The organism is Pseudomonas sp. NPDC087697, from assembly GCF_044743155.1.
GTDB lineage: Bacteria > Pseudomonadota > Gammaproteobacteria > Pseudomonadales > Pseudomonadaceae > Aquipseudomonas.
This window is the reverse complement of record NZ_JBIUVW010000052.1, coordinates 1-22,464: the sequence shown is the minus strand read 5'-3', so window position 1 is coordinate 22,464 and position 22,464 is coordinate 1. Positions and strand designations below refer to the sequence as shown.

Below are 22,464 nucleotides of genomic sequence, written 5' to 3'. Positions count from 1 at the left end.
AGGTGGCAGCTATTCTACCTGTGCAGCGAGCAGTCCTGAACCTTGGGAGGCGATGGGTTGCAGCAGAACCTATTTTTTGAGTAAGGATCACCCCATGACAAGGCGACTGACAGCAGCATTGGCCCTCTTCGCAACCTTGCTGCTTGGCGGCTGTGGCTATGACTACGGCACCGATCAACTGGGACAGAAAGTGGCGTCCGGGCGTCTGGACGGCCAATGGTTTGTGCTCAATTACTGGGCCGAGTGGTGTAGCCCGTGTCGTACCGAGATACCAGAGTTGAACACTTTGGCTGAACAGCTCAAGGGTCAGAAAGTCAGCGTGTTAGGGGTCAACTTCGACAATGTGCAGGGCGAAGATCTGAAGAGTGCCAGTGAAAAACTCGGGATCAAGTTCACGGTGCTGGCCCAGGATCCGGCCGACCACTTCGACTTGCCGCGCAGCGAGGCGTTGCCGGTGACCTACATCATCGATGACAAAGGCAAGGTGCGTGAGCAGTTGATGGGCGAGCAGACTGCAGCGGGGGTGATGGCGAAGCTTAAGGCGTTGCAGGCGATGAATTGAGGCGCTATTGAAAAGATCGCAGCCTTCGGCAGCTCCTACAGGAGATTGTGTAGGAGCTGCCGAAGGCTGCGATCTTTTTTGGCTTGAAGAGGATTAACCCTCTTCAAGCCACCAGCGCAGCGGCTTGCCTTCGGCAGGCCAGAAACGCATTTGCTCGATTGGCGAGATGTCCCAGCGCTGCACGGTTTCCAGCGCTTGCAGGAAGCGTTTTTCCTGTTCCATCAAGGCCGGGGCGCACATTTTGCGGGTGCTGCCGACTTTGCCGAAGCTCAGCTTGTCGCCGTCCAGAGTGTAGGGCGCGAACCAGTGGTTGCAGCCACCATTGCCGTAAGCCCGACCGTCTTCACCGAGGGTGATGGTCAGGTGACTGTAGTCGATCAGCGGGCGTTCGCCGATCCACTCCAGGACGTAGCTGCGATCCTGCTGCAGTTGTACTGGCTCAGCGGCGCAACCCAACAGGCCAACACCCACTATCCCAGCCAGAACGAGGTGTTTCATTACGCGGGCTCCTGGCATTTCGGGCACAGGTGCTTCTCGAAGGCGGTAGTCCAGCCCAGCTCGGCAATCCGTGCGGTGGCGGCCGGTTTTTCGGCCTTGTTGCCCAGCTTGGCATCAACCGCGAACTCGAACTTCAACTCTTTGGCGCAGCTGTCGCAGTTCACTTGCCAGTTGTGGATCGCCAACTCACCAAACACCGGACCACTGGCCACTGCCACCCATTGGCCCATGGGCTTGAGCAGGTGGCGAACGCTTTCAACGGTCAGGCGCATGGACAAGTCCTTGCTGCCCTTGAGGGTGACCAACAACACATCATCGGCGCGGATCGAGCCGCCGTTGCCGGTGACTTGATAACGCCCCGGCGTCAGCGCACGGCATTCGGTCAGGGTGTGTTGCGGGTTCATCAGGCTGTAGCGGAAATCGTGTTCGACCATGGGTCCTCCAAATATGCGCGATATGCTAGCACGCGAAGGAATCAGGCATGGTCCATGGATGCGACCTTCGATCAGGCCAAATCAGCCTTCGACCCGATTCCGTGGTGTTCCAGCGGCCCAATCGGTGATGTTCTGCAAGGTAGTCGTGGCGATTGCGGCCAACGCTTCGCGGGTCAGGAAGGCCTGGTGCGCGGTGACGATGACGTTGGGGAAGGTCAACAGCCGCGCCAACACATCGTCCTGCAACGGCAGGTCGGAGCGGTCTTCGAAGAACAACTGTGCTTCTTCTTCATAGACATCCAACCCCAAATACCCTAATTGACCGCTTTTCAGTGCTTCGATCAGCGCTGGTGTGTCCACCAGCCCGCCACGCCCGGTGTTGATCAGCATGGCACCGGGTTGCAGGTGCGCCAGTGACTGGCTGTTGATCAGGTGTTTGCTTTCGGCGGTCAGCGGGCAATGCAGGCTGATGATCTGTGCTTCGGCCAACAGCTCCGGTAACGACAGGTAGCGGGCGCCGAGGGCCTGGACGGCAGGATTGGGGAAGGGATCGCAGGCCAGCAGCTGACAGCCAAACCCGGACATTATTTTTGCGAAAGTGGCGCCGATCTGCCCGGTACCAACTACGCCGACGGTCTTGCCGAACAGGTCGAAACCGGTCAACCCGTGCAGGCTGAAATCGCCTTCGCGGGTGCGGTTATAGGCGCGGTGCAGGCGTCGGTTCAGCGCCAGGATCAACGCGACCGCATGTTCGGCTACGGCGTGGGGCGAATAGGCCGGCACGCGCATGATGCTCAAACCAAGCCGTTTCGCTGCAGCCAGGTCAACGTGGTTGTAACCGGCCGAGCGCAGGGCAATCAGTCGCGTGCCGCCGGCGGCCAGTTGTTCAAGCACCGGCGCGCTGAGGTCGTCATTGATAAAGGCGCAGACCACTTCATGCCGCTCGGCCAGCGCCGCCGTGTCCAGGCTCAGGCGTGCGGACTGGAAATGCAGCTCGATACCGGTGGGCAGCCTGGCTGCGAGGAAACTGTCGCGGTCGTACGTCTGGCTGCTGAAGAGAATCGTGCGCATCGTGTCCTCCTGGAAATTTCCCCCCGTCCCCGTAGCAGTTGGCGAAGCCTGCGTTCGGCGGCGAAGCCGTCGTAAACCCGGCATACGCGGTTTACCTGAAAGACCGAAGTAGCTGATTTCACGACGGCTGCGCCGCCGAACGCAGCCTTCGGCAGCTGCTACATTAGCCTTTGTGGCGCCCAGCGCTATTGATCTGGGTCAAGCGCCAATACGCGCTTGTGAGGCCAGGCGGTTGATCGCTCGCTCAAGTTCTTCCAGCGCCGCCAGCGCTTTGGGGTCTTGTTGCTTGAGCAGTGTTTCACTGCGCTGACAGGCCGCGCGCAGCTGCGGAACACCGCAGTAGCGCGTCGCGCCGTGCAGGCGGTGGACACGTTCGATCAGGGCGTTCTGGTCATTGCTTTCTCGGGCGACGCGAATCGCCTCGCGGTCGGCTTCCAGCGAAGCCAGCAACATCGCCAGCATGTCGGCCGCCAGATCGGCTTTGCCGGCTGCCAGCCGCAGGCCCTCATCCGGGTCGAGCACCAGCAGGTCGCTGGTGTTGCCATAGGTGTCGGCTCGCTCCGGACCGTGGTTACGCAGGGCCAGCCCGGTCCACTTCAACACCACCTGCGCCAGTTGGCGTTCGCTGATGGGTTTGGTCAGGTAATCGTCCATGCCGCTTTGCAACAACGCGCGTTTTTCGTTGGCCATGGCGTGCGCGGTGAGGGCGACGATCGGCAGCGGCGTGCAATGCCGCTCGCTTTCCCATTGGCGAATCGCTTCGGTGCTCTGACGTCCGTCCATGCCCGGCATCTGCACGTCCATCAGCACCAGGTCGAAGGCTTCTGTTTGCACGGACTGGATCGCCGCGTAGCCGCTTTCGACCGCCAGCACCTTGGCGCCCATGTCTTCGAGCAGCGTTTGCACCAGCAGCAGGTTGGCCGGGTTGTCGTCGACGCAGAGTACTTTTGGCGCGCGACTGGAAACCGGCTCGCCCGGATCGTTACGCAACTGACGCGGGTTGACCAGATCCGACAATGCCCGGCGCAACTTGCGGGTGCAGGCCGGTTTGGCCTGCAATTGGCTGTGGGGGTTGGGCACCGAGAGATGGAACAGCGTCTGCTCGGTGGTCGGGCACAGCACCAGCACTTTGCAGCCCAGGTGTTCGAGGTCCCAGATATGCTGATTGAGCCGCTCCGGCGGCATGTCGTTGGAGGTGATGCCCAGCACTGCGAGGTCAATTGCCTGCTCGGTCTGATGCGCGCCGGTGACGCCATTGGTCAGGCTTTCCAGGGTATTGAACGGTGTGACTTCCAGGCCACAGTCTTCCAGTTGATGCTGCAACGCCTGGCGCGCCAGTTCGTGGTTCTCCAGCACCGCAACGCGCCGTCCGAGCAATGGAGGTGCCGGCAGGTCTTCGGCATCGTCGCGGGTTTTCGGCAGGCTCAGGCTGATCCAGAATTCCGAGCCTTCGCCCGGCGTGCTGTCGACGCCAATTTCACCGCCCATCTGCTCGATCAAACGCTTGGAAATCACCAGCCCCAGGCCCGTACCACCCGGTTGCCGGGACAACGAGTTATCGGCTTGACTGAAGGCTTGAAACAATGCGCGCACGTCCTGATTCGACAGGCCGATGCCGGTGTCCTGAATGCTGATGCGCAGTTGCACGCTGTCTTCGTGTTCTTCTTCAAGCATGGCGCGCGCGACGATGGTGCCTTCGCGGGTGAACTTGATCGCGTTACTCACCAGGTTGGTCAGGATCTGCTTGAGCCGCAGCGGGTCACCGACCAGCGACAGCGGGGTGTCGCGGTAAACCAGGCTGACCAGTTCGAGCTGTTTGGCGTGGGCGGCCGGGGCGAGGATGGTCAGCGTGTCCTGGAGCAGATCGCGCAGGTTGAACGGAATGCTGTCGAGCACCAGTTTGCCGGCCTCGATTTTCGAGAAGTCGAGAATCTCGTTGATGATTCCCAGCAGGCTGTCGGCGGACTTTTCGATGGTGCCCAGATAGTCGAGCTGGCGCGGCGTCAGTTCGCTTTTTTGCAGCAAGTGGGTGAAACCGAGGATGCCGTTGAGCGGCGTGCGGATCTCGTGGCTCATGTTGGCGAGGAACTCGGACTTGATCCGGCTCGCTTCCAGGGCTTCCTTGCGTGCCAGGTCCAGCTCGATGTTCTGGATCTCGATGGTTTCCAGGTTTTGCCGGACGTCTTCGGTGGCTTGATCGATGCTGTGCTGCAATTCTTCCTGGGCATTTTGCAGGGTGCTGGCCATGCGGTTGATACCCGAGGCCAGTTCATCCAGCTCCTGGCTGCCGAGCGGTGGCAGGCGGGTTTCGAGATGACCGTCCTTGAGTTGCGCCACGGCCTGCTTGATCAGGCTGATCGGTGTATTGATGGTGCGCCCCATACGCAATGCCAGCAGCGCGGTGCCGACCAGGCCTGCGGCGATCAACAGCACGCTGGCGAACAGGCTGCGGTAACCGCGCAGCAACATGCCGTTGTGGGAGAGTTCCAGTTCGACCCAACCCAGCAAACGATCAGACTCATCAGGGATCAGCTCGCCGGCCAGGTTGCGATGTTTGCCGAACACCGGCAACAGGTAACGGGTGGCGTCGCTGCCGGTGCGTTGCAGCATGTGGGTGCTGTCGCCGGTGGGCGGCTGGTTGAGCATCAGCGGCCCGGCGTGCGCCAATTGCGTGCGGTCCGGCGCCAGGAACGACACCGCACGCACGTCCGATTGCTCCAGAGACTGGGTAGCGATGCGTTCCAGCAGGTCGTCATTCCTGTGGCCCATGGCCGGGGCGACCAGAGGTGCCAGTTGTTCGGCGATCATTTCGCCGCGTTGCAGAAGTTGGGTGTGCAGGTCGGATTGCTGCATCCAGGTGAAATAGCCGCCCAGAACCAAGGCCATCAGGCTGGTCGGCAACAAGGTCAACAACATTACGCGACCTTTGATCCCCAGTTTTTTCAGCACGTCACTCTCCTGCTATCACGCTGTTTAATAGATGACCTATGCGTGCATCCGGCACGCAGCACTTGCGCAGTGTAGCGATTTGCTTGCGGGCAATCCCGGCAAATTACCCAGAGCTTTGTGACGGTTTAAACGTCTTGGTGGGCCGCTACGAAAGTCGCGGGTTGCTCACTGTCGGGCAATCTTGAATAATCAGTGATTGAGAATGACTTGCAGACGCTAATGACTCCCGTATTTGTTGGGCCCCCTCGCATCCTGGCAATTGAAGATGACCTCGTGCTCGGTGCTTATGTTCATGAGCATCTGGGGCGTTGTGGTTTTCAGGTGACCTGGTGCCAGAACGGCAAGGAAGGGTTGGCGATTGCTCGCAAGCAAGCCTTCGATGTCGTACTGATGGATATTTTGCTTCCTGGTATGGATGGGCTGGCGGTACTGACTGATCTGCGGACCAGTGATTCCACTCCGGTGCTGCTGATGTCGGCATTGGGCGCCGAAGCGGATCGCATCAGCGGTTTTCGTCTGGGCGCTGACGACTACCTTCCCAAGCCTTTCAGCATGGCCGAACTGCGGGTACGCATCGAAGCCATTCTGCGGCGGGTGGCCCTGGACCGTCGGCATGTGCCGACACCGGTCAACAGCGACGCTCACAGCCTGCGTTTCGACGATCAATTGTGTGATGTTCATTATGGCGAGCAATGGGCCAGGCTGACCCGCAGCGAGTACCGGCTGTTGGAAACCCTGAACCGTGATGACGATGAAGTGCTCAGCAAGGCCTTCCTTTATCAGCATGTGTTGCAGCGCGGCTACGCTCCCCACGACCGCAGCCTGGACATGCACATCAGCCAGATCCGTCGCAAACTCAAGGCCATCGGCTACAGCGAGCGCGAAGTGCGCACGGTCTGGGGCAAGGGCTATGTATTGAGTGTGCTTGATGAAGTGGTCTGACCTGGTGGTGCCTTTGAACAATTTGCGTGAACAGGTCAACGCCTGGCGTGCCGATCAATTGAACGCCCGCTTGTCGAGCCTGACCACGGGGCGCGCGGACGAGTTGGGTGAGCTGGAACGCGCTTTCGATCAAATGTCCGAACGCCTGCAAAGCACCGTGGCCCTGCAGCAGCAACTGCTACGCGACTTGTCTCATGAACTGCGCACACCGTTGAGCCGTCTGCGGGTGGCCAGCGAAAGCGAAGAGGACCTGCTGCAACTACGCGAGCGAATCGGTCGCGAAGTCGATGGCATGCAACGGCTGGTAGAGGACACCCTGCAACTGGCCTGGCTCGACACCGAGCGCTCGCCATTACCGGATGAGGCGATCCAGATTCAGGCGCTTTGGGAAATGCTCACGGAAAACGCCTGCTATGAAAGCGGCTGGCCCGCCGAGCAACTGCAATGCGCGGTGGATGCTTCATGCTGGGTTCGCGGCAATCTGAATACCTTGGCCCAAGCGCTGGAAAACATTCTGCGCAACGCCATCCGCCATTCTCCGGCCGGTGGCAGCGTGCGCCTCGATGGCCAGCGCGACGGCGATTACTGGTGGCTGTGGCTCGAAGACCAGGGCGGCGGTGTCGCCGAATGCGACCTGGAACATATCTTCGACCCGTTCACCCGACTCGACGGCTCGCGCCCCGGCAATGGCGGGTTTGGTCTAGGCCTGAGCATCGCGCGCAACGCGGTGCAGCGCCAGGGCGGACGTTTGTGGGCGGAGAATACGGGGCAGGGGTTGCGGCTCAATATGCGGTTGTTGGCTGATAAGGGTGATGTCTGTGAAGGCGCCTTCGCGGGCAAGCCCGCTCCCACATTGGAACGGCTCCAACCGCAAAAAGTGTGAACAACTCAAGCCCTGTGGGAGCGGGCTTGCCCGCGAAGAGGCCCTCCCTTCCAGCACAAGCCGTGGCTTATTCCCATAAAACATAAGCCCCATACTTTGCGTGATATGGCCTGCGCACGTTTGCCGGTATGATGGGCGCCCCGCAGTCTGGATTGCGAATACGCCATGACCTTGCAGTACCCAACCATCGCCGATTGCGTCGGCAACACTCCGCTGGTTCGTTTGCAGCGCCTGCCCGGTGCTACCAGCAACACCCTGCTGCTCAAGCTCGAGGGTAATAACCCGGCGGGTTCGGTCAAGGACCGTCCGGCGCTGTCGATGATTACCCGTGCCGAGCTGCGTGGGCAGATCCATGCCGGCGATACGCTGATCGAGGCGACCTCCGGTAACACCGGGATTGCCCTGGCCATGGCCGCGGCGATCAAGGGTTACAAGATGATCCTGATCATGCCCGACAACTCCAGCGCCGAGCGCAAGGCCGCAATGACCGCCTATGGCGCCGAGCTGATTCTGGTCAGCCAGGAAGAGGGCATGGAGGGGGCTCGCGACCTCGCCGAGCGGATGCAGGCCGACGGCCGTGGCAAGGTGCTCGACCAGTTTGCCAACGGTGATAACCCGCAGGCGCACTACACAGGTACCGGCCCGGAAATCTGGCGACAGACCCAGGGCACCATTACCCATTTCATCAGCTCCATGGGCACCACGGGCACCATCATGGGTGTCTCGCGTTACCTGAAAGAACAGAATCCGGCCGTGCAGATCGTTGGTTTGCAGCCGATGGAAGGCTCGGCGATTCCGGGTATCCGTCGCTGGCCGCAGGAATACTTGCCGAAGATCTATCAAGCCGATCGGGTTGACCGGATCGTCGACATGGCCCAAAGCGAAGCCGAAGACGTGACCCGTCGACTGGCGCGCGAAGAAGGCATCTTCTGTGGCGTGTCCTCGGGTGGTGCGGTGGCAGCGATGCTGCGCCTGTCCAAAGAAGTCGAAAACGCGGTGATGGTCGCGATCATTTGTGACCGTGGCGACCGTTACTTGTCGACCGGCATTTTCGACGCGCCCAACTGATGGCCAAGCAAGAGAGAGGCCTGCGCTTCCAACCCACTGGCGGCAGCAAGGCCCCGCAAGTCCCGACCGGCAAAAAGCAGCGCTTGACCATCGAGCGCCTGGCCAATGACGGTCGCGGTATTGCGTTTTTCGAAGGTCGCACCTGGTTCGTTATCGGTGCTTTGGCTGGTGAAGAAGTCGAGGCGCGAGTCCTGGGTGCCCACGGCAAAGTCGTCGAGGCGCGCACCGAGCGTGTCTTCGTCGCCAATGAATTGCGTCGCCCGGCGCCGTGCGCCCATGCCGGGCGCTGCGGTGGTTGCAGCGTGCAGCATCTGCCCCACAACGAACAACTCGCCCTGAAACAGCGCATGCTCGCCGAGCAGTTGTCGCGGGTGGCCGGTGTCGAACCCGAGCAGTGGGCAGAGCCCTTGAGCGGTCCTGAGTTTGCCTACCGACGTCGCGCCCGAGTGGCGGTGCGTTGGGACATGAAGGCGAAAAAGCTCGAAGTGGGTTTTCGTGCCGCCGGCAGCCAAGACATTGTTGGCATCAACGATTGTCCGGTGCTGGTACAACCCTTGCAGCCGATCATGAGCCGCTTGCCGGAAATGCTCCGGCGTTTGAGCAAGCCTCAGGCGTTGGGTCATGTGGAATTGTTCGCCGGTTCATCCCAGGCTTTGTTGTTGCGCCACATGGCGCCACTGTCTGAAAACGACCTGACCATCCTCAAGGAATTCTGCGCATTCCATGATGCCCAATTGTGGCTGCATGGCGAAGGTGAGCCACAACCGGTCGACGCCGATCAGGCGTTGGGTTACCGACTTGAGCAATGGAATCTTGAACTGGCGTATCGCCCGGGTGACTTCATTCAGGTGAATGCCGGGGTCAACGAAGCGATGGTCGCCCAGGCACTCGATTGGCTGGCGCCGAAGGCGGATGAGCGCGTGTTGGACCTATTCTGTGGCTTGGGCAACTTTGCCTTGCCGCTGGCGCAACAGGTTCGCGAAGTGGTGGCGGTGGAGGGTGTGCAGACCATGGTCGAGCGCGCTGCTGCGAATGCCGTTAGCAACAATCTGCATAACGCGAAGTTTTTTCAGGCCGATTTATCCCAGCCTTTGGCTGACGCCGAATGGGCCAGCGAGGGCTTTTCTGCGGTACTCTTGGACCCACCGCGCGACGGTGCTTTCGAGGTGGTGCGCACGCTCGCATCCCTGGGTGCCAAGCGGTTGGTTTATGTGTCGTGCAACCCAGCAACTTTGGCCCGCGACACGGTCGAATTGATCAAGCAGGGTTACCGGTTAAAACGTGCCGGGATCCTCGATATGTTTCCTCAGACGGCACATGTCGAGGCCATGGCGTTATTTGAAGCGAGCTAGGACGGCTCGTCTGGTCCGACCGGACCGCTCATGCATCAGCCGCGTCAACCCAGCGAGGGCGCATGGGCAACGAAGGTCAGCGATTTGACGCATCGAATCTGCGTCGTAGGGAAGGTAAGCAAGATGGTACAGGTGAGAGCACACCAGCCGATCAACACCGACGGCAGTATCAATCTCGAGGCTTGGCTCGATCATGCGGTCAGTGTCGATCCGGCACTGGATCGCGAAGCCTTGAAAGAAGCCTGCGAGTTCGCTCGCCAGGCCGAACAGCAAGACAATGCGGCAAAGAATCTCTGGTCCGAAGGTACGTCGTGTTTTCGTACAGGCCTTGAGATCGCTGAGATTCTCGCCGACCTCAAGCTCGATCAGGATTCGCTGGTCGCGGCGATTCTTTACCGTGGCGTACGCGAAGGTCATATCCAGCTGCCGGCCGTCAGCCAGCGCTTCGGTCCAGTGGTCGCCAAACTGATCGATGGCGTGCAGCGCATGGCTGCAATCAGCGCCAGTCTGAGCCCGCGCCAGTCGTTGGTGCTGGGCACTCAGGGCCAGGTGGAAAACCTGCGCAAGATGCTCGTGGCCATGGTCGACGACGTGCGCGTCGCGCTGATCAAACTGGCCGAGCGAACCTGCGCGATCCGTGCGGTAAAAACCGCCGATGACGAAAAACGCAACCGGGTCGCCCGGGAAGTCTTCGATATCTACGCGCCGCTGGCTCATCGCCTCGGCATCGGTCATATCAAATGGGAACTGGAGGACTTGTCCTTCCGTTACCTGGAGCCGGATCAGTACAAGCAGATCGCCAAGTTGCTGCATGAGCGGCGCCTTGATCGCGAGCGGTTCATCAGTGATGTGATGAGCCAGCTGAAAAACGAATTGCAGGCCACCGGTGTCGACGCCGACATCAGTGGCCGGGCCAAACACATCTATTCGATCTGGCGCAAAATGCAGCGCAAGGGTCTGGAATTCAGCCAGATCTACGACGTGCGTGCAGTGCGCGTGCTGGTGCCGGAAATGCGCGACTGCTACACCGCGCTGGGCATCGTCCACACTTTGTGGCGGCACATCCCGAAAGAGTTCGACGACTACATCGCCAACCCGAAAGAGAACGGCTACCGCTCGTTGCACACTGCGGTCATCGGTCCTGAAGGCAAGGTGCTGGAAGTGCAGATCCGCACTCACGCGATGCACGAAGAGGCCGAGCTGGGCGTTTGCGCGCACTGGCGCTACAAGGGCACCGACGTCAAATCCGGTTCCAATCACTACGAAGAGAAAATTTCCTGGCTGCGTCAGGTGCTCGAATGGCACGAAGAGCTGGGCGATATCGGTGGTCTGGCGGAACAGCTGCGGGTCGATATCGAGCCGGATCGGGTGTACATCTTCACCCCCGACGGACACGCAATCGACTTGCCCAAAGGCGCGACGCCGCTGGACTTCGCCTACCGTGTGCACACCGAAATCGGTCACAACTGCCGTGGTGCGAAGATCAACGGGCGGATCGTCCCGCTCAACTACAGCCTGCAGACCGGTGAGCAGGTTGAGATCATCACCAGCAAACACGGCACGCCGAGCCGCGACTGGCTGAACCCGAACCTGGGCTACATCACCACCTCGCGGGCACGGGCGAAAATCGTTCACTGGTTCAAATTGCAGGCGCGTGACCAGAACGTTGCCGCCGGTAAAACCCTGCTTGAGCGTGAACTCAATCGCCTCGGTCTGCCACAGGTGGATTTCGAAAAGCTGGCCGACAAGGCCAACATGAAAACCGCCGAGGACATGTTTGCCGCGTTGGGTGCCGGCGATTTGCGTCTTGCGCAACTGGTCAACCTGGCGCAGCAACTGGTCGAGCCGGAACGTGGCAACGAACAGCTGGAGCTGATCCCGCGCAAAGCCACCGGCTACAAGCCCGGCAAGCGCGGCGACATTCAGATCCAGGGCGTCGGTAACCTGATGACCCAAATGGCCGGCTGCTGCCAGCCGTTGCCGGGCGATGCGATCGTCGGTTACATCACTCAGGGCCGTGGCGTCAGCATTCACCGTCAGGACTGCGCGTCGGTGCTGCAACTGGCGGGGCGCGAGCCGGAGCGGATCATCCAGGTCAGTTGGGGGCCGGTGCCGGTGTTGACCTATCCGGTGGACATCATCATTCGTGCCTACGACCGCTCCGGGCTATTGCGTGACGTTTCGCAAGTGCTGCTCAATGAGCGGATCAATGTGCTGGCGGTCAACACCCGCTCGAACAAAGAGGACAACACTGCGTTGATGTCCCTGACCATCGAGATTCCGGGGCTGGACGCATTGGGGCGGTTGTTGGGGCGTATTTCCCAGTTGCCGAACATCATTGAAACCCGGCGTAACCGCACCCCGTGATGCGTTCGCTTGTTGTAGGAGCTGAGCTTGCTCGCGATAGCGGTGTGTCAGGCATGCCGCCATCGCGAGCAAGCTCAGCTCCTACAGTGTGTAGAGATTGATAGATGTATTCACTTCAAGACTTGCTTCATCTGATGAACCGGCTGCGGGATCCGCAGTTCGGCTGTCCGTGGGATATCAAGCAAACCTACCAGACCATCGTTCCGCATACCCTGGAAGAAGCGTACGAGGTGGCCGATGCCATCGAGCGCGGCGACTTCGATCATTTGCAGGGCGAGTTGGGCGATCTGCTGTTCCAGGTGGTGTATTACAGCCAGTTGGCGCGGGAGGAGGGGCGTTTCGAATTCGATGGCGTGGTCGACAGCATCACTCGCAAACTGATCCGTCGTCATCCCCACGTGTTCCCGACGGGCGATCTGTACGCGCCGCTGGATATCCCGCGGCTCAGTGAGGAGCAGGTCAAACAGCGCTGGGAAGAGATCAAGGCCGAGGAGCGGGCCGAGAAGTCCCAGGCACCGGAACAGTTGTCCTTGCTCGACGATGTGCCGGCGACGCTGCCGGCGTTGTCTCGTTCGGCCAAACTGCAAAAGCGTGCGGGGCAGGTGGGTTTCGACTGGCCGGACGCGTTGCCGGTGCTCGATAAAGTCCGCGAAGAGCTCGATGAAGTGCTCGAGGCCATGGCAGATAACGACTCGGCAGCTATCGGCGACGAGGTCGGCGATCTGCTGTTTTCCGTGGTCAATCTGGCGCGTCATCTGAAGGTTGATCCGGAAACCGCATTGCGCGGCGCCAACAGCAAGTTTGAAAGACGTTTCCGATTTATCGAACAGGCATTGCGCGACACCCGTCGTCCCATAGAAGATTGCACCCTCGAAGAGTTGGACGCCTTGTGGGGCGAAGCCAAACGACAGGAAAAGAATTTGCCCAGCTGCGGCTGAGCTGTTGCCTAAGTGAGTAAGCACCATGAGCCTTTCCCTTCGCGACCAGTTGCTCAAAGCAGGGCTGGTCAACCAAAAGCAGGCCAAACAGGTCGGCAAAGAAAAACAGAAGCAGCAACGTTTGGTCCATAAAGGTCAGATCGAACTCGATGACTCCCAGCAGCGCGCCGCCCAGGAGGCGATGGCCGAGAAGGTCAAGCGCGATCAGGAGCTCAATCGCCAGCAGCAGGAGAAGGTCGAGCAGAAGGCCCGCGCCGCTCAGGTCAAGCAACTGATCGAAGTCTCGCGCCTGCCGAAGCTGACCACCGAGGACTACTACAACTTCGTTGACGACAAGAAGGTCAAGCGCATCTCCGTCAACACCCTGATGCGTAACAAGCTCAGTAGCGGCTCCCTGGCGATCGTGCATCACGCCGGCGGCTACGAAGTGATCCCTCGTGAAGCGGCGCTGAAGATCCAGGAGCGCGATCCACAGCGCATCGTGCAACTGAACACGCAGACTGAAGAAGTCGATGCGGACGATCCGTACGCGGCTTATCAGATCCCTGACGATCTGATGTGGTAAGCCTTTAGAGGCTGCAACAACGACAAACCCCGCTTATTGGCGGGGTTTGTTGTTTTCAATGCTGTCATTACACGGAACGGGCGTCTCGTTGCTGTTCCAGATTTTCCAGTTCGGCCTTATAGCTGTGGGCGTCACTCTCGGAGTGGAACATCCCCACCAGCATGTCTTGTTGATGTACATCCCAGATACGCACACCGGCAGCTACGCCTTCATGGGACATATGTGAATCGTCGCGTTCAGTTACTTTTACAGTCATCTGCTGGCTCCAATCTCAATTGATCTGCAGCAAGGCGTGTGCAGGCCTTTGTTATATGTTTTGTTAGTTTGCTAAGTAAATGCCTTCGTTCGGTAATGATCTTTTGCAGAAATTGAAAAAATCCCGCAGCCCTTGCAGGCCGTGACATTCGGTCGCAGGGTGTTGAGTTTCATGACAGAAGTTTCATGCTTTGAGATCAAGGGATCGCAGCCTTCGGCAGCTCCTACAGTAATGTGCGTTCCTCTGTAGGAGCTGCCGAAGGCTGCGATCTTTATGGGTCACGACCAATTTCAAGGCGAAAAAAAGCCCCGCATTCGCGAGGCTTTTCATTTCAATCTGCTTAGCTGCCTTTGACAGCCTTGCCGTCGACCGTACCGTCCAGGAGCATGATGTTGTACTCCTTGCCGTCGGTCTCTACCTGGCGCAGGGCTACCAGGATGTAGCCCCAATCCTTGGCGAACCACATTTCAGTGATGCGCTTGTTTTGTGTCGGGTCGCGGACACGTTCGACCTTGATCGCATCGACCGAACCGGCCTTGGTCTGGACTTTCTCTGAGCCGATCACGCGGAAATCGTAGGTGTCCATATCTTCACCTTCGACCACCTGATAGCTCATGCTTTTTTTGCCGGCTGCCACATCACGCTGCAGGGCCAGTTGATAGGTGGACTTGTCCAGCATGCCACTGTTGAGTGGCACTTTGACCGGATCGCCGCGGTCGGTGCCGGTGATCATCTTGGTCGACCAATCGAAATCCAGGTCAATTTTCTTGGCTTTGCCCAGACCGCCCCGTTCGAAGTGGTAGGTCTGTGGCAGCAGGGTGTCCTTGTCGAGGCGTAGGGTGCTCTCCTCGGTCAGGCTGGCGACCAGCATGGAGGCCTTGAAATTCAAGGTCCAGGAGCCGTTGGCATTTTTCGACAGGCTGCGTTCGGCCGAACCGCTCATCGGGAGCTGCTTCCAGTCGGCGGTGTAGCTGGCGGAGAACGGTTGAAGGTCTGCCGCCTGCGCAAGGGGCAGGGCGAACAGAGCACAAGCGAAGAGCAGGGCGCGACGCATAAAATCTCCTAGTTTCGAATCAAGTGACCGCTGGCCGCGAGTAACTGACCATCCAGTAAAGCACCCTGTTCGCCAAGGCTCAGTCGGCCCTCGGCAAACCAGCGTACGGCCATCGGGTAAATCTGGTGTTCGCGGGTGTGAACCCGTTGCGCCAGACTCTGCGGCGAATCGTGCAACTCTACCGGTATTACTGCCTGTACGACCAGTGGTCCGCCATCGAGTTCCTCGGTGACGAAGTGCACGCTGCAGCCATGTTCAGTGTCGCCGGCTTCCAGCGCTCGCTGATGAGTGTGTAACCCTTTGTATTTGGGTAGCAGCGAAGGATGGATATTGAGCAGGCGCCCTTGATAGTGACGGACGAAATCAGCGCTGAGAATGCGCATGAATCCGGCCAGTACCACAAGCTTGGGCTGGAAGGCGTCGATCAATTCGATCAAGGCGGCATCGAAGGCCTCACGACCTTCGAAAGCCTTGTGATCCAGAGAGCGGGTGTCGATACCCGCGTCCCTGGCGCGCTGAAGGCCATAGGCATCAGCGCGGTTCGAGATCACTGCGCGAATGCGCACAGGGTTGTCTGCGTTCTGCGCTTCGTCGATCAAGGCCTGCAAGTTACTGCCGGTGCCGGATAACAGCACCACAACATCACAGGTTGCGGGCATCTGCTCTTGCATCAATGCGCCTTGAGGTTCTTCAGCTCAACCTGTGCCGCGTCTTCGGCAGCGGTAGCGATCTGACCGATGACCCAAGGCTGCTCGCCGGCTTCACGCAGTACGTTCAGCGCGGTTTCAACGTGCTCCTGGCCAACGCAGATGACCATACCGACGCCGCAGTTCAGCACGCGGTGCATTTCGGTTTCGTCAACGTTGCCTTTCTCTTGCAGCCAGTCGAACACGGCCGGACGGGTCCAGCTCGCTACGTCAACCACGGCTTGAGCGCCTTTTGGCAGAACGCGCGGGATGTTGTCGAGCAAGCCACCACCGGTGATGTGGGCCATGGCTTTGACTGCGCCAGTGTCTTTGATCAGCTTGAGCAACGGCTTGACGTAGATACGGGTTGGCGCCATCAGCAGGTCGGTCAGCGGCTTGCCGTCGAGCTGGATGCTTTCGATGTCTGCACCGGACACTTCGATGATCTTGCGGATCAGCGAGTAGCCGTTGGAGTGCGGACCGGAAGACGGCAGGGCGAGCAGGGCATCGCCAGCAGCGACTTTCGAACCGTCGATGATTTCCGACTTCTCGACCACGCCCACGCAGAAGCCGGCCAGGTCGTAGTCTTCGCCTTCGTACATGCCAGGCATTTCAGCGGTTTCGCCGCCGACCAGCGAGCAGCCGGACAGTTCACAGCCTGCGCCGATGCCGGTCACGACCTGGGTCGCGGTTTCGACGTTCAGTTTGCCGGTGGCGTAGTAGTCGAGGAAGAACAACGGCTCGGCACCGCAGACCACCAGGTCGTTGACGCACATGGCGACCAGGTCGATGCCGATGCTGTCGTGCTTGTTCAGGTTCAGAGCCAGGCGCAGCTTGGTGCCGACGCCGTCGGTGCCGGAAACCAGCACTGGCTGTTTGTAGCCGGCCGGGATTTCGCAGAGGGCGCCGAAACCGCCCAGGCCGCCCATGACTTCCGGGCGCGCAGTGCGCTTGGCGACGCTCTTGATGCGTTCGACCAATGCTTCACCGGCGTCGATGTCTACACCGGCGTCCTTGTAGCTCAGGGAGGGTTGCTTGCTCATGATCCAGGCCTTTAGGGGGGATTCAGGGGTAACGACCGAGTCCGGTGAGTGCGCTGAAATACGTGTGGCGCGATTGCCGCGCAAGCATTTCAGAGTACCCAGCCGTTGCCGGTCTACGAAGGCGCGCGATTTTATCAGGCTTGAGGGGCAGCGGCCATCCTCGGGCCGACGGGCAGAGGCATATCGCGTTAAAAAAAACGAAAATGCCCGTGCTGGTGACGTCGCTCGTGGCTGTATAAGGTATAGCCGTTAACCGGCTATCGTTATGACAGAGTGAAAACTTCCATCGATCACGTGAGTGTTTTGCGCAGGCCGGTGGTCACAGCCTTGCTCAAGTCTGTTCATGCGGTCTGTTCCAGCCGCTTTTTGTCGTCGGGAATTCTCCATGCGTTTGTGTAAATTTCTTTTTGTGGGCTGTTTGTCGTTGGTCAGCCTGGCGAGTCATGCCCAAACCGTTAACGGTCTCTATCAAGTGCGCGAGCCGGTCAGCAATCAGTCCCCGGAAGAGCGTGATCAGGCCACCCAGCGTGCGCTGGAAACCCTGGTACTGCGTCTGACCGGTGACGCCAAGGCAGCGCAAAACCCTGGGTTGGCGGCCATTCGCAAGGACCCGCAGCAGATTATCAGCCGATACGGCTACGACGCCGGACCACCGGAAAGCCTGCAAGTCGACTTCGACCCGGTGAGTACCGATCGGGCGCTGCGTCAGGCCGGGCTAGCCTTGTGGGGCGCCAATCGGCCGTCGATTCTCGGTTGGTGGCTGAACGATTCGACTGAAGGCTCAAACCTGGTTGGTGACGGTCAGGCCAGTGCCGCACCGTTGCGTCGTGCGGCCCAACATCGTGGTCTGCCGTTGCGCCTGCCGCTGGGTGACCTGAACGAGCAGATCGTCGCTACCGCGCCGAATCTTGAAGGCAACGACCCGGTGCCGCTGCATGGAATCTCCGAGCGCTACGGCGCGGATGCTTTGCTGGCAGTTCATGCACATGAAGAGAGCGGACAGTGGCAGGCCAAGTGGCATTTGTGGCTGGGCAGTCAGCGTGAGCAAGGCAGCGTGCAAGGGGCTGACGCTGCGGCCTTGGCCGATGCGGTATTGCTGGCAGTGAGTCAGCGTCTGGCGCCGCGTTTTGTTGCCAAGCCGGGAATGTCCAGCGAGCAGTTGCTTGAGGTGCAAGGCATGAACCTGGAGCGCTACGCGGTGCTGGGGCATTTGCTGGAGCCGTTTGGTGCGCGCCTGCAAAGTGTCGATGGTGACCGGATCGTGTACCGAGTCAACGGCAGTGCCGATCAACTGCGAGCGCAGTTGAGTCTGGCGAAATTGCAAGAGGTGCCGGCGGGCGCTGCGCCTGCGCCGGTTCAGCCTGCGGCCAGCGGTTTGACACCTGCGGTCGCCCCGGCACCCGCGCCAAAAGCGCAGCTGAGTTTCCGCTGGTAGGTTTTTCTTTCCTTATATAGAAGCAGGAGTGGTTCATGGCCGATACGCGGCGTTGGGTTTGGCTTGGTGGGTTGGTCCTGCTGTGCGCATTTGTCTACCTGTTACATCCGATCCTCACGCCGTTCCTGGTGGCGCTGTTGCTGGCCTACCTGTTCGACCCGCTGGTAGATCGCCTGGAGAAGTTCGGCCTGTCACGCACCTGGGGTGTGGTCGCGGTGTTTGCGCTGTTCACCTTGGTCGTCATGACGCTGTTGCTGGTGTTGGTGCCGATGCTGGCCAAGCAACTGTTTCGCCTGTACGAGCTAACACCACAAATGCTTGACTGGTTGCAGCACACCGCGATGCCCTGGGCGCAGTCGAAGCTCGGCTTGGCGGATGGCTTCTGGAAGTTCGACAAGGTCAAGGCCGCGATCAGCGAGCACATGGGGCAGACCACTGACATCGTCGGTATCGTGCTGAGTCAGGCCACCGCATCGGGTCTGGCGTTGATCGGCTGGCTGACCAATCTGGTGTTGATCCCGGTGGTGAGTTTTTACTTGCTGCGCGACTGGGACCTGATGATGGCGAAGATCCGCAGCCTGCTGCCGCGTAATCGTGAAGAACGCGTGGTTTCGCTGGCGGACGAGTGTCACGAGGTGCTCGGTGCATTTGTTCGCGGGCAGTTGCTGGTGATGCTGGCGCTGGGTGTGATCTACGCGGCCGGTCTGATGCTGGTCGGGCTGGAGCTGGGGCTGTTGATCGGTCTGATTGCCGGTCTGGCGGCGATCGTGCCATACATGGGCTTTGTGATCGGGATCGGCGCGGCGTTGGTCGCCGGGTTGTTTCAGTTTGGTGGCGATCTATATCCGATGATCGGGATTGTCGTGGTGTTCATGGTCGGTCAGGCACTGGAAGGCATGGTGCTGACGCCGCTGTTGGTGGGGGACCGGATTGGTCTGCATCCGGTGGCGGTGATCTTTGCGATTCTTGCGGGTGGTGAGCTGTTTGGATTCACCGGGATCCTGCTGGCGTTGCCAGTGGCGGCGGTGATCATGGTGCTGGTGCGCCATGTGCATGATTTGTATAAAGATTCTGGTATGTATAGCGGTGTGGAAGATTCCGATTGATCAGCGCCGTCGATTAATCGCCCAAGGTTGCCCGGCGCATTGCCGGGCAGGCCTTTAGAGCACTCCTGACGGTCACATACGCCGTCAAACAAACCCCGCCGATACCCGCAAGTTAACGCAAACCTTTGATTTTGCTTATGGTCTGCTGCATTGTGCGGCCGGCGTCACGGGTATAAACTTTGCAAACTTTACACAGAGGCCACTAACGGTTCGTTTGGAACTGTTCAGTCAGCATGAAACCGATTCAGCTGCCCCTAGGTGTGCGTCTGCGTGATGACGCTACCTTTATCAACTACTACCCCGGCGCCAATGCCGCTGCACTCGGCTATGTCGAGCGGTTGTGCGAAGCCGACGCCGGCTGGACCGAAAGCCTGATCTATCTCTGGGGCAAGGACGGCGTAGGGCGTACGCACTTGCTGCAAGCCGCGTGCTTGCGCTTTGAACAGTTGGGGGAGCGGGCGGTGTACTTGCCGTTGGCCGAGTTGCTGGATCGCGGTATCGAAATTCTCGACAACCTTGAGCAGTACGAACTGGTCTGCCTGGATGACTTGCAGGCAGTAGCAGGGCGGGCTGATTGGGAAGAGGCGTTGTTCCATCTGTTCAATCGCCTGCGTGACAGTGGTCGGCGTCTGCTGATCGCCGCTTCAACCTCGCCACGCGAGTTGCCGGTAAAACTGGCTGACCTCAAATCCCGCTTGACCCTGGCACTGATTTTTCAGATGCGGCCCCTGTCCGATGAAGACAAATTGCGTGCGCTGCAATTGCGCGCGTCGCGTCGCGGTCTGCACCTGACCGACGAAGTCGGACATTTTATCTTGACTCGCGGTACTCGCAGCATGAGCGCTTTGTTCGAGCTCCTTGAACGTCTCGATCAAGCCTCTCTGCAGGCTCAGCGCAAGCTGACGATCCCCTTCCTCAAAGAAACCCTGGGCTGGTAAAACTGCGGCCTGTAGCGCGTTTCGGCACATTTCAGGCGTCAGAAAACCCGCTTCCGGAAAGGTATTCACGGCGCGTGCAGATTTAAAATGGGCTTAAGCGCTTAGATGTTAACGAGAAACCGATAAGTCACATTTGGTTCGATTGAATTTGCAAATGAGGGCGATAGAAGGCATAGTCTCGCCTTCTTTACAACTTCAGCCACGGTCGTGCCCATGCTAAATCGCTTCGCACCCCTCGTGCCTCTCGCACTTGTCACCCTGCTTTTTGGTTGCGCGGTTCATTCCCCGGTCTCGCAACAAAACGATCAGCAGATTAAAAATTCAGCTACTGCCCAGTCTTCCGTTATTTACCAGGAAGAACTGGCTACCGAAAAAGAACTGGCCGATTTCGCTGGCCGCAAGCCTTACCAGCTTCCGGTTCTGGCCGACAGTATCCTCGAACGTGGCCTGTCCCTGGTCGGTACCCGTTACCGTATGGGCGGTACCTCTGAAGCCGGTTTCGATTGCAGCGGTTTCATCGGTTATCTGTTTCGCGAAGAGGCTGGCATGAATCTGCCGCGCTCCACTCGCGAAATGATCAACGTGAATGCCCCGTTGGTCTCTCGCAACAACCTTAAGCCTGGCGACTTGCTGTTCTTCGCCACTAATGGTCGTCGCGGTCGCGTCAGTCACGCCGGGATCTACCTGGGCGATGACCAGTTCATCCATTCCAGTAGCCGCCGCAGTGGTGGTGTCCGGGTCGATAGCCTGGGTGACAGCTACTGGAGCAAGACCTTCATTGAGGCCAAGCGAGCACTCGCCATGGCGCCAACGACGGTCACGGCACGCAAGTAAGCGGACTATTTGTAAGGCTAACTTAAAGTCTTACTTGAAGTTTGGCGCGTAGCCGCTAGAATCCTGATCTATTGTTGACTAACTAACCGCGTAAGCCCTGCTTACGCGGTTTTGTTTTCCGCCTCTCGGCAGAGAAAGCTGCAGCCAGATCAGGATGCTCTGTACATGACGATGTCGGCCCGCCTCGTACTTATCTTCTTCGCAGCGCTGCTCAGCGCCTGTGCCAGCCGTACTCCGCCGCCTGTTAAAGTCGTTCGCGCCCCGGTTTTTGCTCCTGCTCAATCTTTCTCTCCTGCTGCTGAAGACGTGCTGATTCGCGCGCTGGGTCTGGTCGGCACGCCTTATCGTTGGGGCGGTAATACGCCGGATTCAGGTTTCGATTGCAGCGGCTTGATCGGCTACGTCTACCGCGATGCAGCGGGTATTTCCCTGCCGCGTTCGACTCGCGAGATGATCGGCATGCAAGCGCCGAATATCGGTCAAGAGGCACTGCAGACCGGTGACCTGATCTTCTTCGCCACCCATGGTGGCTCGCAAGTCAGCCACGCCGGGATCTACGTCGGTGAAGGTCGCTTCGTGCATGCACCCGCCACGGGTGGTACGGTGAAGCTCGACAGTTTGTCCAAGGCCTATTGGCAGAGAGCCTACCTGAGCGCCAAGCGTGTTATTGAGCCTGAACATTTGGCGCGCAATCCCTAGTTCGCAGAGGTTGTCATGACCGCTCGCACACTCAATCTCGACGATTCCCTCTACCACTACCTGCTTGACGTCTCCTTGCGCGAAACGCCGCTGCTGCGTCGTTTGCGTGACGAAACCCAGGCGCTGCCGATGGCGCGCTGGCAGGTGGCCCCCGAGCAGGGGCAGTTCCTCGCCTTGCTGGTCAAGCTTACGGGTGCCAAACGCTTGCTCGAAGTCGGCACCTTTACCGGCTACAGCGCCTTGTGCATGGCGGCAGCCTTGCCGGATGACGGCACGTTGATCTGCTGCGACATTCCAGGAGAGTACAACGCCACGGCACGCCGTTACTGGCAGGAGGCTGGCCTTTCTGGGCGTATCGATTTGCGTTTGGCGCCCGCATTGCAAACCCTGGCTCAACTTGAGCAGCAAGGGCAGGACGGTTGCTTTGATCTGATCTTCATTGATGCCGACAAGGCCAACTATCCGGCTTATCTGGAAAGCGCTTTGCGCCTTCTGCGAAGCGGTGGGTTGGCGGTATTCGACAACACACTGTGGAGTGGACGGGTACTGGAAGAAAGTCCCGCGAGCGAAGACACCCGAGCCATCCAGGCACTCAATCGTGCCTTGAAGGATGATTTGCGTGTCGATCTGTCGTTGTTGCCTTTGGGTGATGGTTTGACGCTTTGTCGCAAAAAGTAATTGGTTGATGGAAAAGATCGCAGGCTTCGGTGTTGTGGTTCAGTTTTTTTGAACCGCTCTGTAGGAGCATTAGGCCGCTTGCTGCTCAAACAGCGCAGGCGGCAGG

The 22,464-nt window shown here is 59.3% G+C and carries 21 protein-coding genes and 1 pseudogene; 14 read left to right on the top strand and 8 right to left on the bottom strand.

Annotated features, from left to right (window positions below; genetic code table 11):
* The first annotated feature begins 94 nt into the window (after positions 1-94).
* The gene (locus ACIPIN_RS25770; protein ID WP_401123697.1) at positions 95-562 is read left to right on the top strand and encodes a TlpA disulfide reductase family protein; all 468 of its coding nucleotides are present in this window, start codon (positions 95-97) and stop codon (positions 560-562) included.
* 93 nt (positions 563-655) lie between these two features.
* On the opposite strand, the gene ACIPIN_RS25765 is transcribed toward ACIPIN_RS25770, so the two are convergent.
* The 4 genes from ACIPIN_RS25765 to ACIPIN_RS25750 all read right to left on the bottom strand — a co-directional run bounded on the left by ACIPIN_RS25765 (position 656) and on the right by ACIPIN_RS25750 (position 5,514).
* A complete protein-coding gene (locus ACIPIN_RS25765) occupies positions 656-1,060 on the bottom strand; it encodes an META domain-containing protein (RefSeq protein ID WP_401123694.1) in 405 nt (134 codons plus the stop codon).
* Entirely contained in the window at positions 1,060-1,494 is a 435-nt protein-coding gene (locus tag ACIPIN_RS25760; RefSeq protein WP_401123692.1) for a hypothetical protein, read from the bottom strand. The genes ACIPIN_RS25765 and ACIPIN_RS25760 overlap by 1 nt, the downstream gene beginning before the upstream one ends.
* 81 nt (positions 1,495-1,575) lie before the next feature.
* Positions 1,576-2,565: a 2-hydroxyacid dehydrogenase gene (locus ACIPIN_RS25755; protein ID WP_401123690.1), complete on the bottom strand. Its 990-nt coding sequence runs from the start codon at positions 2,563-2,565 to the stop codon at positions 1,576-1,578.
* 198 nt (positions 2,566-2,763) lie between these two features.
* Positions 2,764-5,514 carry a response regulator gene (locus ACIPIN_RS25750; RefSeq protein ID WP_401123688.1) on the bottom strand — a complete coding sequence of 917 codons (2,751 nt, stop codon included), beginning with the start codon at positions 5,512-5,514 and terminating at the stop codon, positions 2,764-2,766.
* Positions 5,515-5,733: 219 nt separating this feature from the next.
* On the opposite strand from ACIPIN_RS25750, the gene ACIPIN_RS25745 reads away from it, so the two are divergent.
* From ACIPIN_RS25745 to ACIPIN_RS25715, 7 genes and pseudogenes are all read left to right on the top strand, one after another.
* Positions 5,734-6,456: a response regulator transcription factor gene (locus tag ACIPIN_RS25745; protein ID WP_401123685.1), complete on the top strand. Its 723-nt coding sequence runs from the start codon at positions 5,734-5,736 to the stop codon at positions 6,454-6,456.
* Positions 6,455-7,339: pseudogene (locus ACIPIN_RS25740) on the top strand (sensor histidine kinase); the annotation flags it as partial. The gene ACIPIN_RS25745 and the pseudogene ACIPIN_RS25740, both read left to right, overlap by 2 nt.
* 165 nt (positions 7,340-7,504) lie before the next feature.
* Positions 7,505-8,407 (top strand): cysteine synthase CysM, encoded by a 903-nt coding sequence (gene cysM / locus ACIPIN_RS25735; protein ID WP_401123682.1) that lies wholly within the window; start codon positions 7,505-7,507, stop codon positions 8,405-8,407.
* A complete protein-coding gene (rlmD, locus tag ACIPIN_RS25730; RefSeq protein WP_401123681.1) occupies positions 8,407-9,759 on the top strand; it encodes a 23S rRNA (uracil(1939)-C(5))-methyltransferase RlmD in 1,353 nt (450 codons plus the stop codon). The genes cysM and rlmD overlap by 1 nt, the downstream gene beginning before the upstream one ends.
* A gap of 123 nt (positions 9,760-9,882) precedes the next feature.
* Entirely contained in the window at positions 9,883-12,126 is a 2,244-nt protein-coding gene (relA, locus tag ACIPIN_RS25725; protein WP_401123678.1) for a GTP diphosphokinase, read from the top strand.
* Positions 12,127-12,230: 104 nt separating this feature from the next.
* On the top strand, positions 12,231-13,064 hold the full coding sequence (gene mazG / locus ACIPIN_RS25720; protein ID WP_401123675.1) for a nucleoside triphosphate pyrophosphohydrolase: 834 nt from the start codon (positions 12,231-12,233) through the stop codon (positions 13,062-13,064).
* Between the two features lie 25 nt (positions 13,065-13,089).
* Positions 13,090-13,629, top strand: coding sequence for a DUF2058 domain-containing protein (locus ACIPIN_RS25715; protein ID WP_401123672.1), 540 nt, complete (start codon positions 13,090-13,092; stop codon positions 13,627-13,629).
* A 67-nt stretch (positions 13,630-13,696) separates the two neighbouring features.
* On the opposite strand, the gene ACIPIN_RS25710 is transcribed toward ACIPIN_RS25715, so the two are convergent.
* From ACIPIN_RS25710 to purM, 4 genes are all read right to left on the bottom strand, one after another.
* Complete coding sequence (locus ACIPIN_RS25710; protein WP_401123670.1) at positions 13,697-13,885, bottom strand: hypothetical protein; 189 nt, start codon at positions 13,883-13,885, stop codon at positions 13,697-13,699.
* A 340-nt stretch (positions 13,886-14,225) separates the two neighbouring features.
* The gene (locus tag ACIPIN_RS25705) at positions 14,226-14,939 is read right to left on the bottom strand and encodes a DUF3108 domain-containing protein (RefSeq protein ID WP_401123666.1); all 714 of its coding nucleotides are present in this window, start codon (positions 14,937-14,939) and stop codon (positions 14,226-14,228) included.
* A gap of 8 nt (positions 14,940-14,947) precedes the next feature.
* Positions 14,948-15,598, bottom strand: a complete 651-nt coding sequence (gene purN / locus ACIPIN_RS25700; RefSeq protein ID WP_401123742.1) for a phosphoribosylglycinamide formyltransferase — start codon at positions 15,596-15,598, stop codon at positions 14,948-14,950.
* Positions 15,599-15,609: 11 nt separating this feature from the next.
* Complete coding sequence (gene purM / locus ACIPIN_RS25695) at positions 15,610-16,668, bottom strand: phosphoribosylformylglycinamidine cyclo-ligase (protein ID WP_401123664.1); 1,059 nt, start codon at positions 16,666-16,668, stop codon at positions 15,610-15,612.
* A 385-nt stretch (positions 16,669-17,053) separates the two neighbouring features.
* Between purM and ACIPIN_RS25690 the strand changes: the two genes are divergently transcribed.
* The 6 genes from ACIPIN_RS25690 to ACIPIN_RS25665 all read left to right on the top strand — a co-directional run bounded on the left by ACIPIN_RS25690 (position 17,054) and on the right by ACIPIN_RS25665 (position 22,358).
* Positions 17,054-18,103 (top strand): DUF2066 domain-containing protein, encoded by a 1,050-nt coding sequence (locus tag ACIPIN_RS25690; RefSeq protein ID WP_401123662.1) that lies wholly within the window; start codon positions 17,054-17,056, stop codon positions 18,101-18,103.
* A gap of 35 nt (positions 18,104-18,138) precedes the next feature.
* Positions 18,139-19,209, top strand: coding sequence for an AI-2E family transporter (locus ACIPIN_RS25685; RefSeq protein ID WP_401123660.1), 1,071 nt, complete (start codon positions 18,139-18,141; stop codon positions 19,207-19,209).
* Between the two features lie 233 nt (positions 19,210-19,442).
* The gene (gene hda, locus ACIPIN_RS25680) at positions 19,443-20,147 is read left to right on the top strand and encodes a DnaA regulatory inactivator Hda (protein WP_128873305.1); all 705 of its coding nucleotides are present in this window, start codon (positions 19,443-19,445) and stop codon (positions 20,145-20,147) included.
* A 213-nt stretch (positions 20,148-20,360) separates the two neighbouring features.
* The gene (locus tag ACIPIN_RS25675) at positions 20,361-20,981 is read left to right on the top strand and encodes a C40 family peptidase (RefSeq protein ID WP_401123657.1); all 621 of its coding nucleotides are present in this window, start codon (positions 20,361-20,363) and stop codon (positions 20,979-20,981) included.
* 165 nt (positions 20,982-21,146) lie between these two features.
* Positions 21,147-21,680, top strand: coding sequence for a C40 family peptidase (locus tag ACIPIN_RS25670; RefSeq protein ID WP_401123654.1), 534 nt, complete (start codon positions 21,147-21,149; stop codon positions 21,678-21,680).
* Between the two features lie 15 nt (positions 21,681-21,695).
* Positions 21,696-22,358, top strand: a complete 663-nt coding sequence (locus ACIPIN_RS25665) for an O-methyltransferase (RefSeq protein ID WP_401123652.1) — start codon at positions 21,696-21,698, stop codon at positions 22,356-22,358.
* The last annotated feature ends 106 nt before the right edge of the window (positions 22,359-22,464 follow it).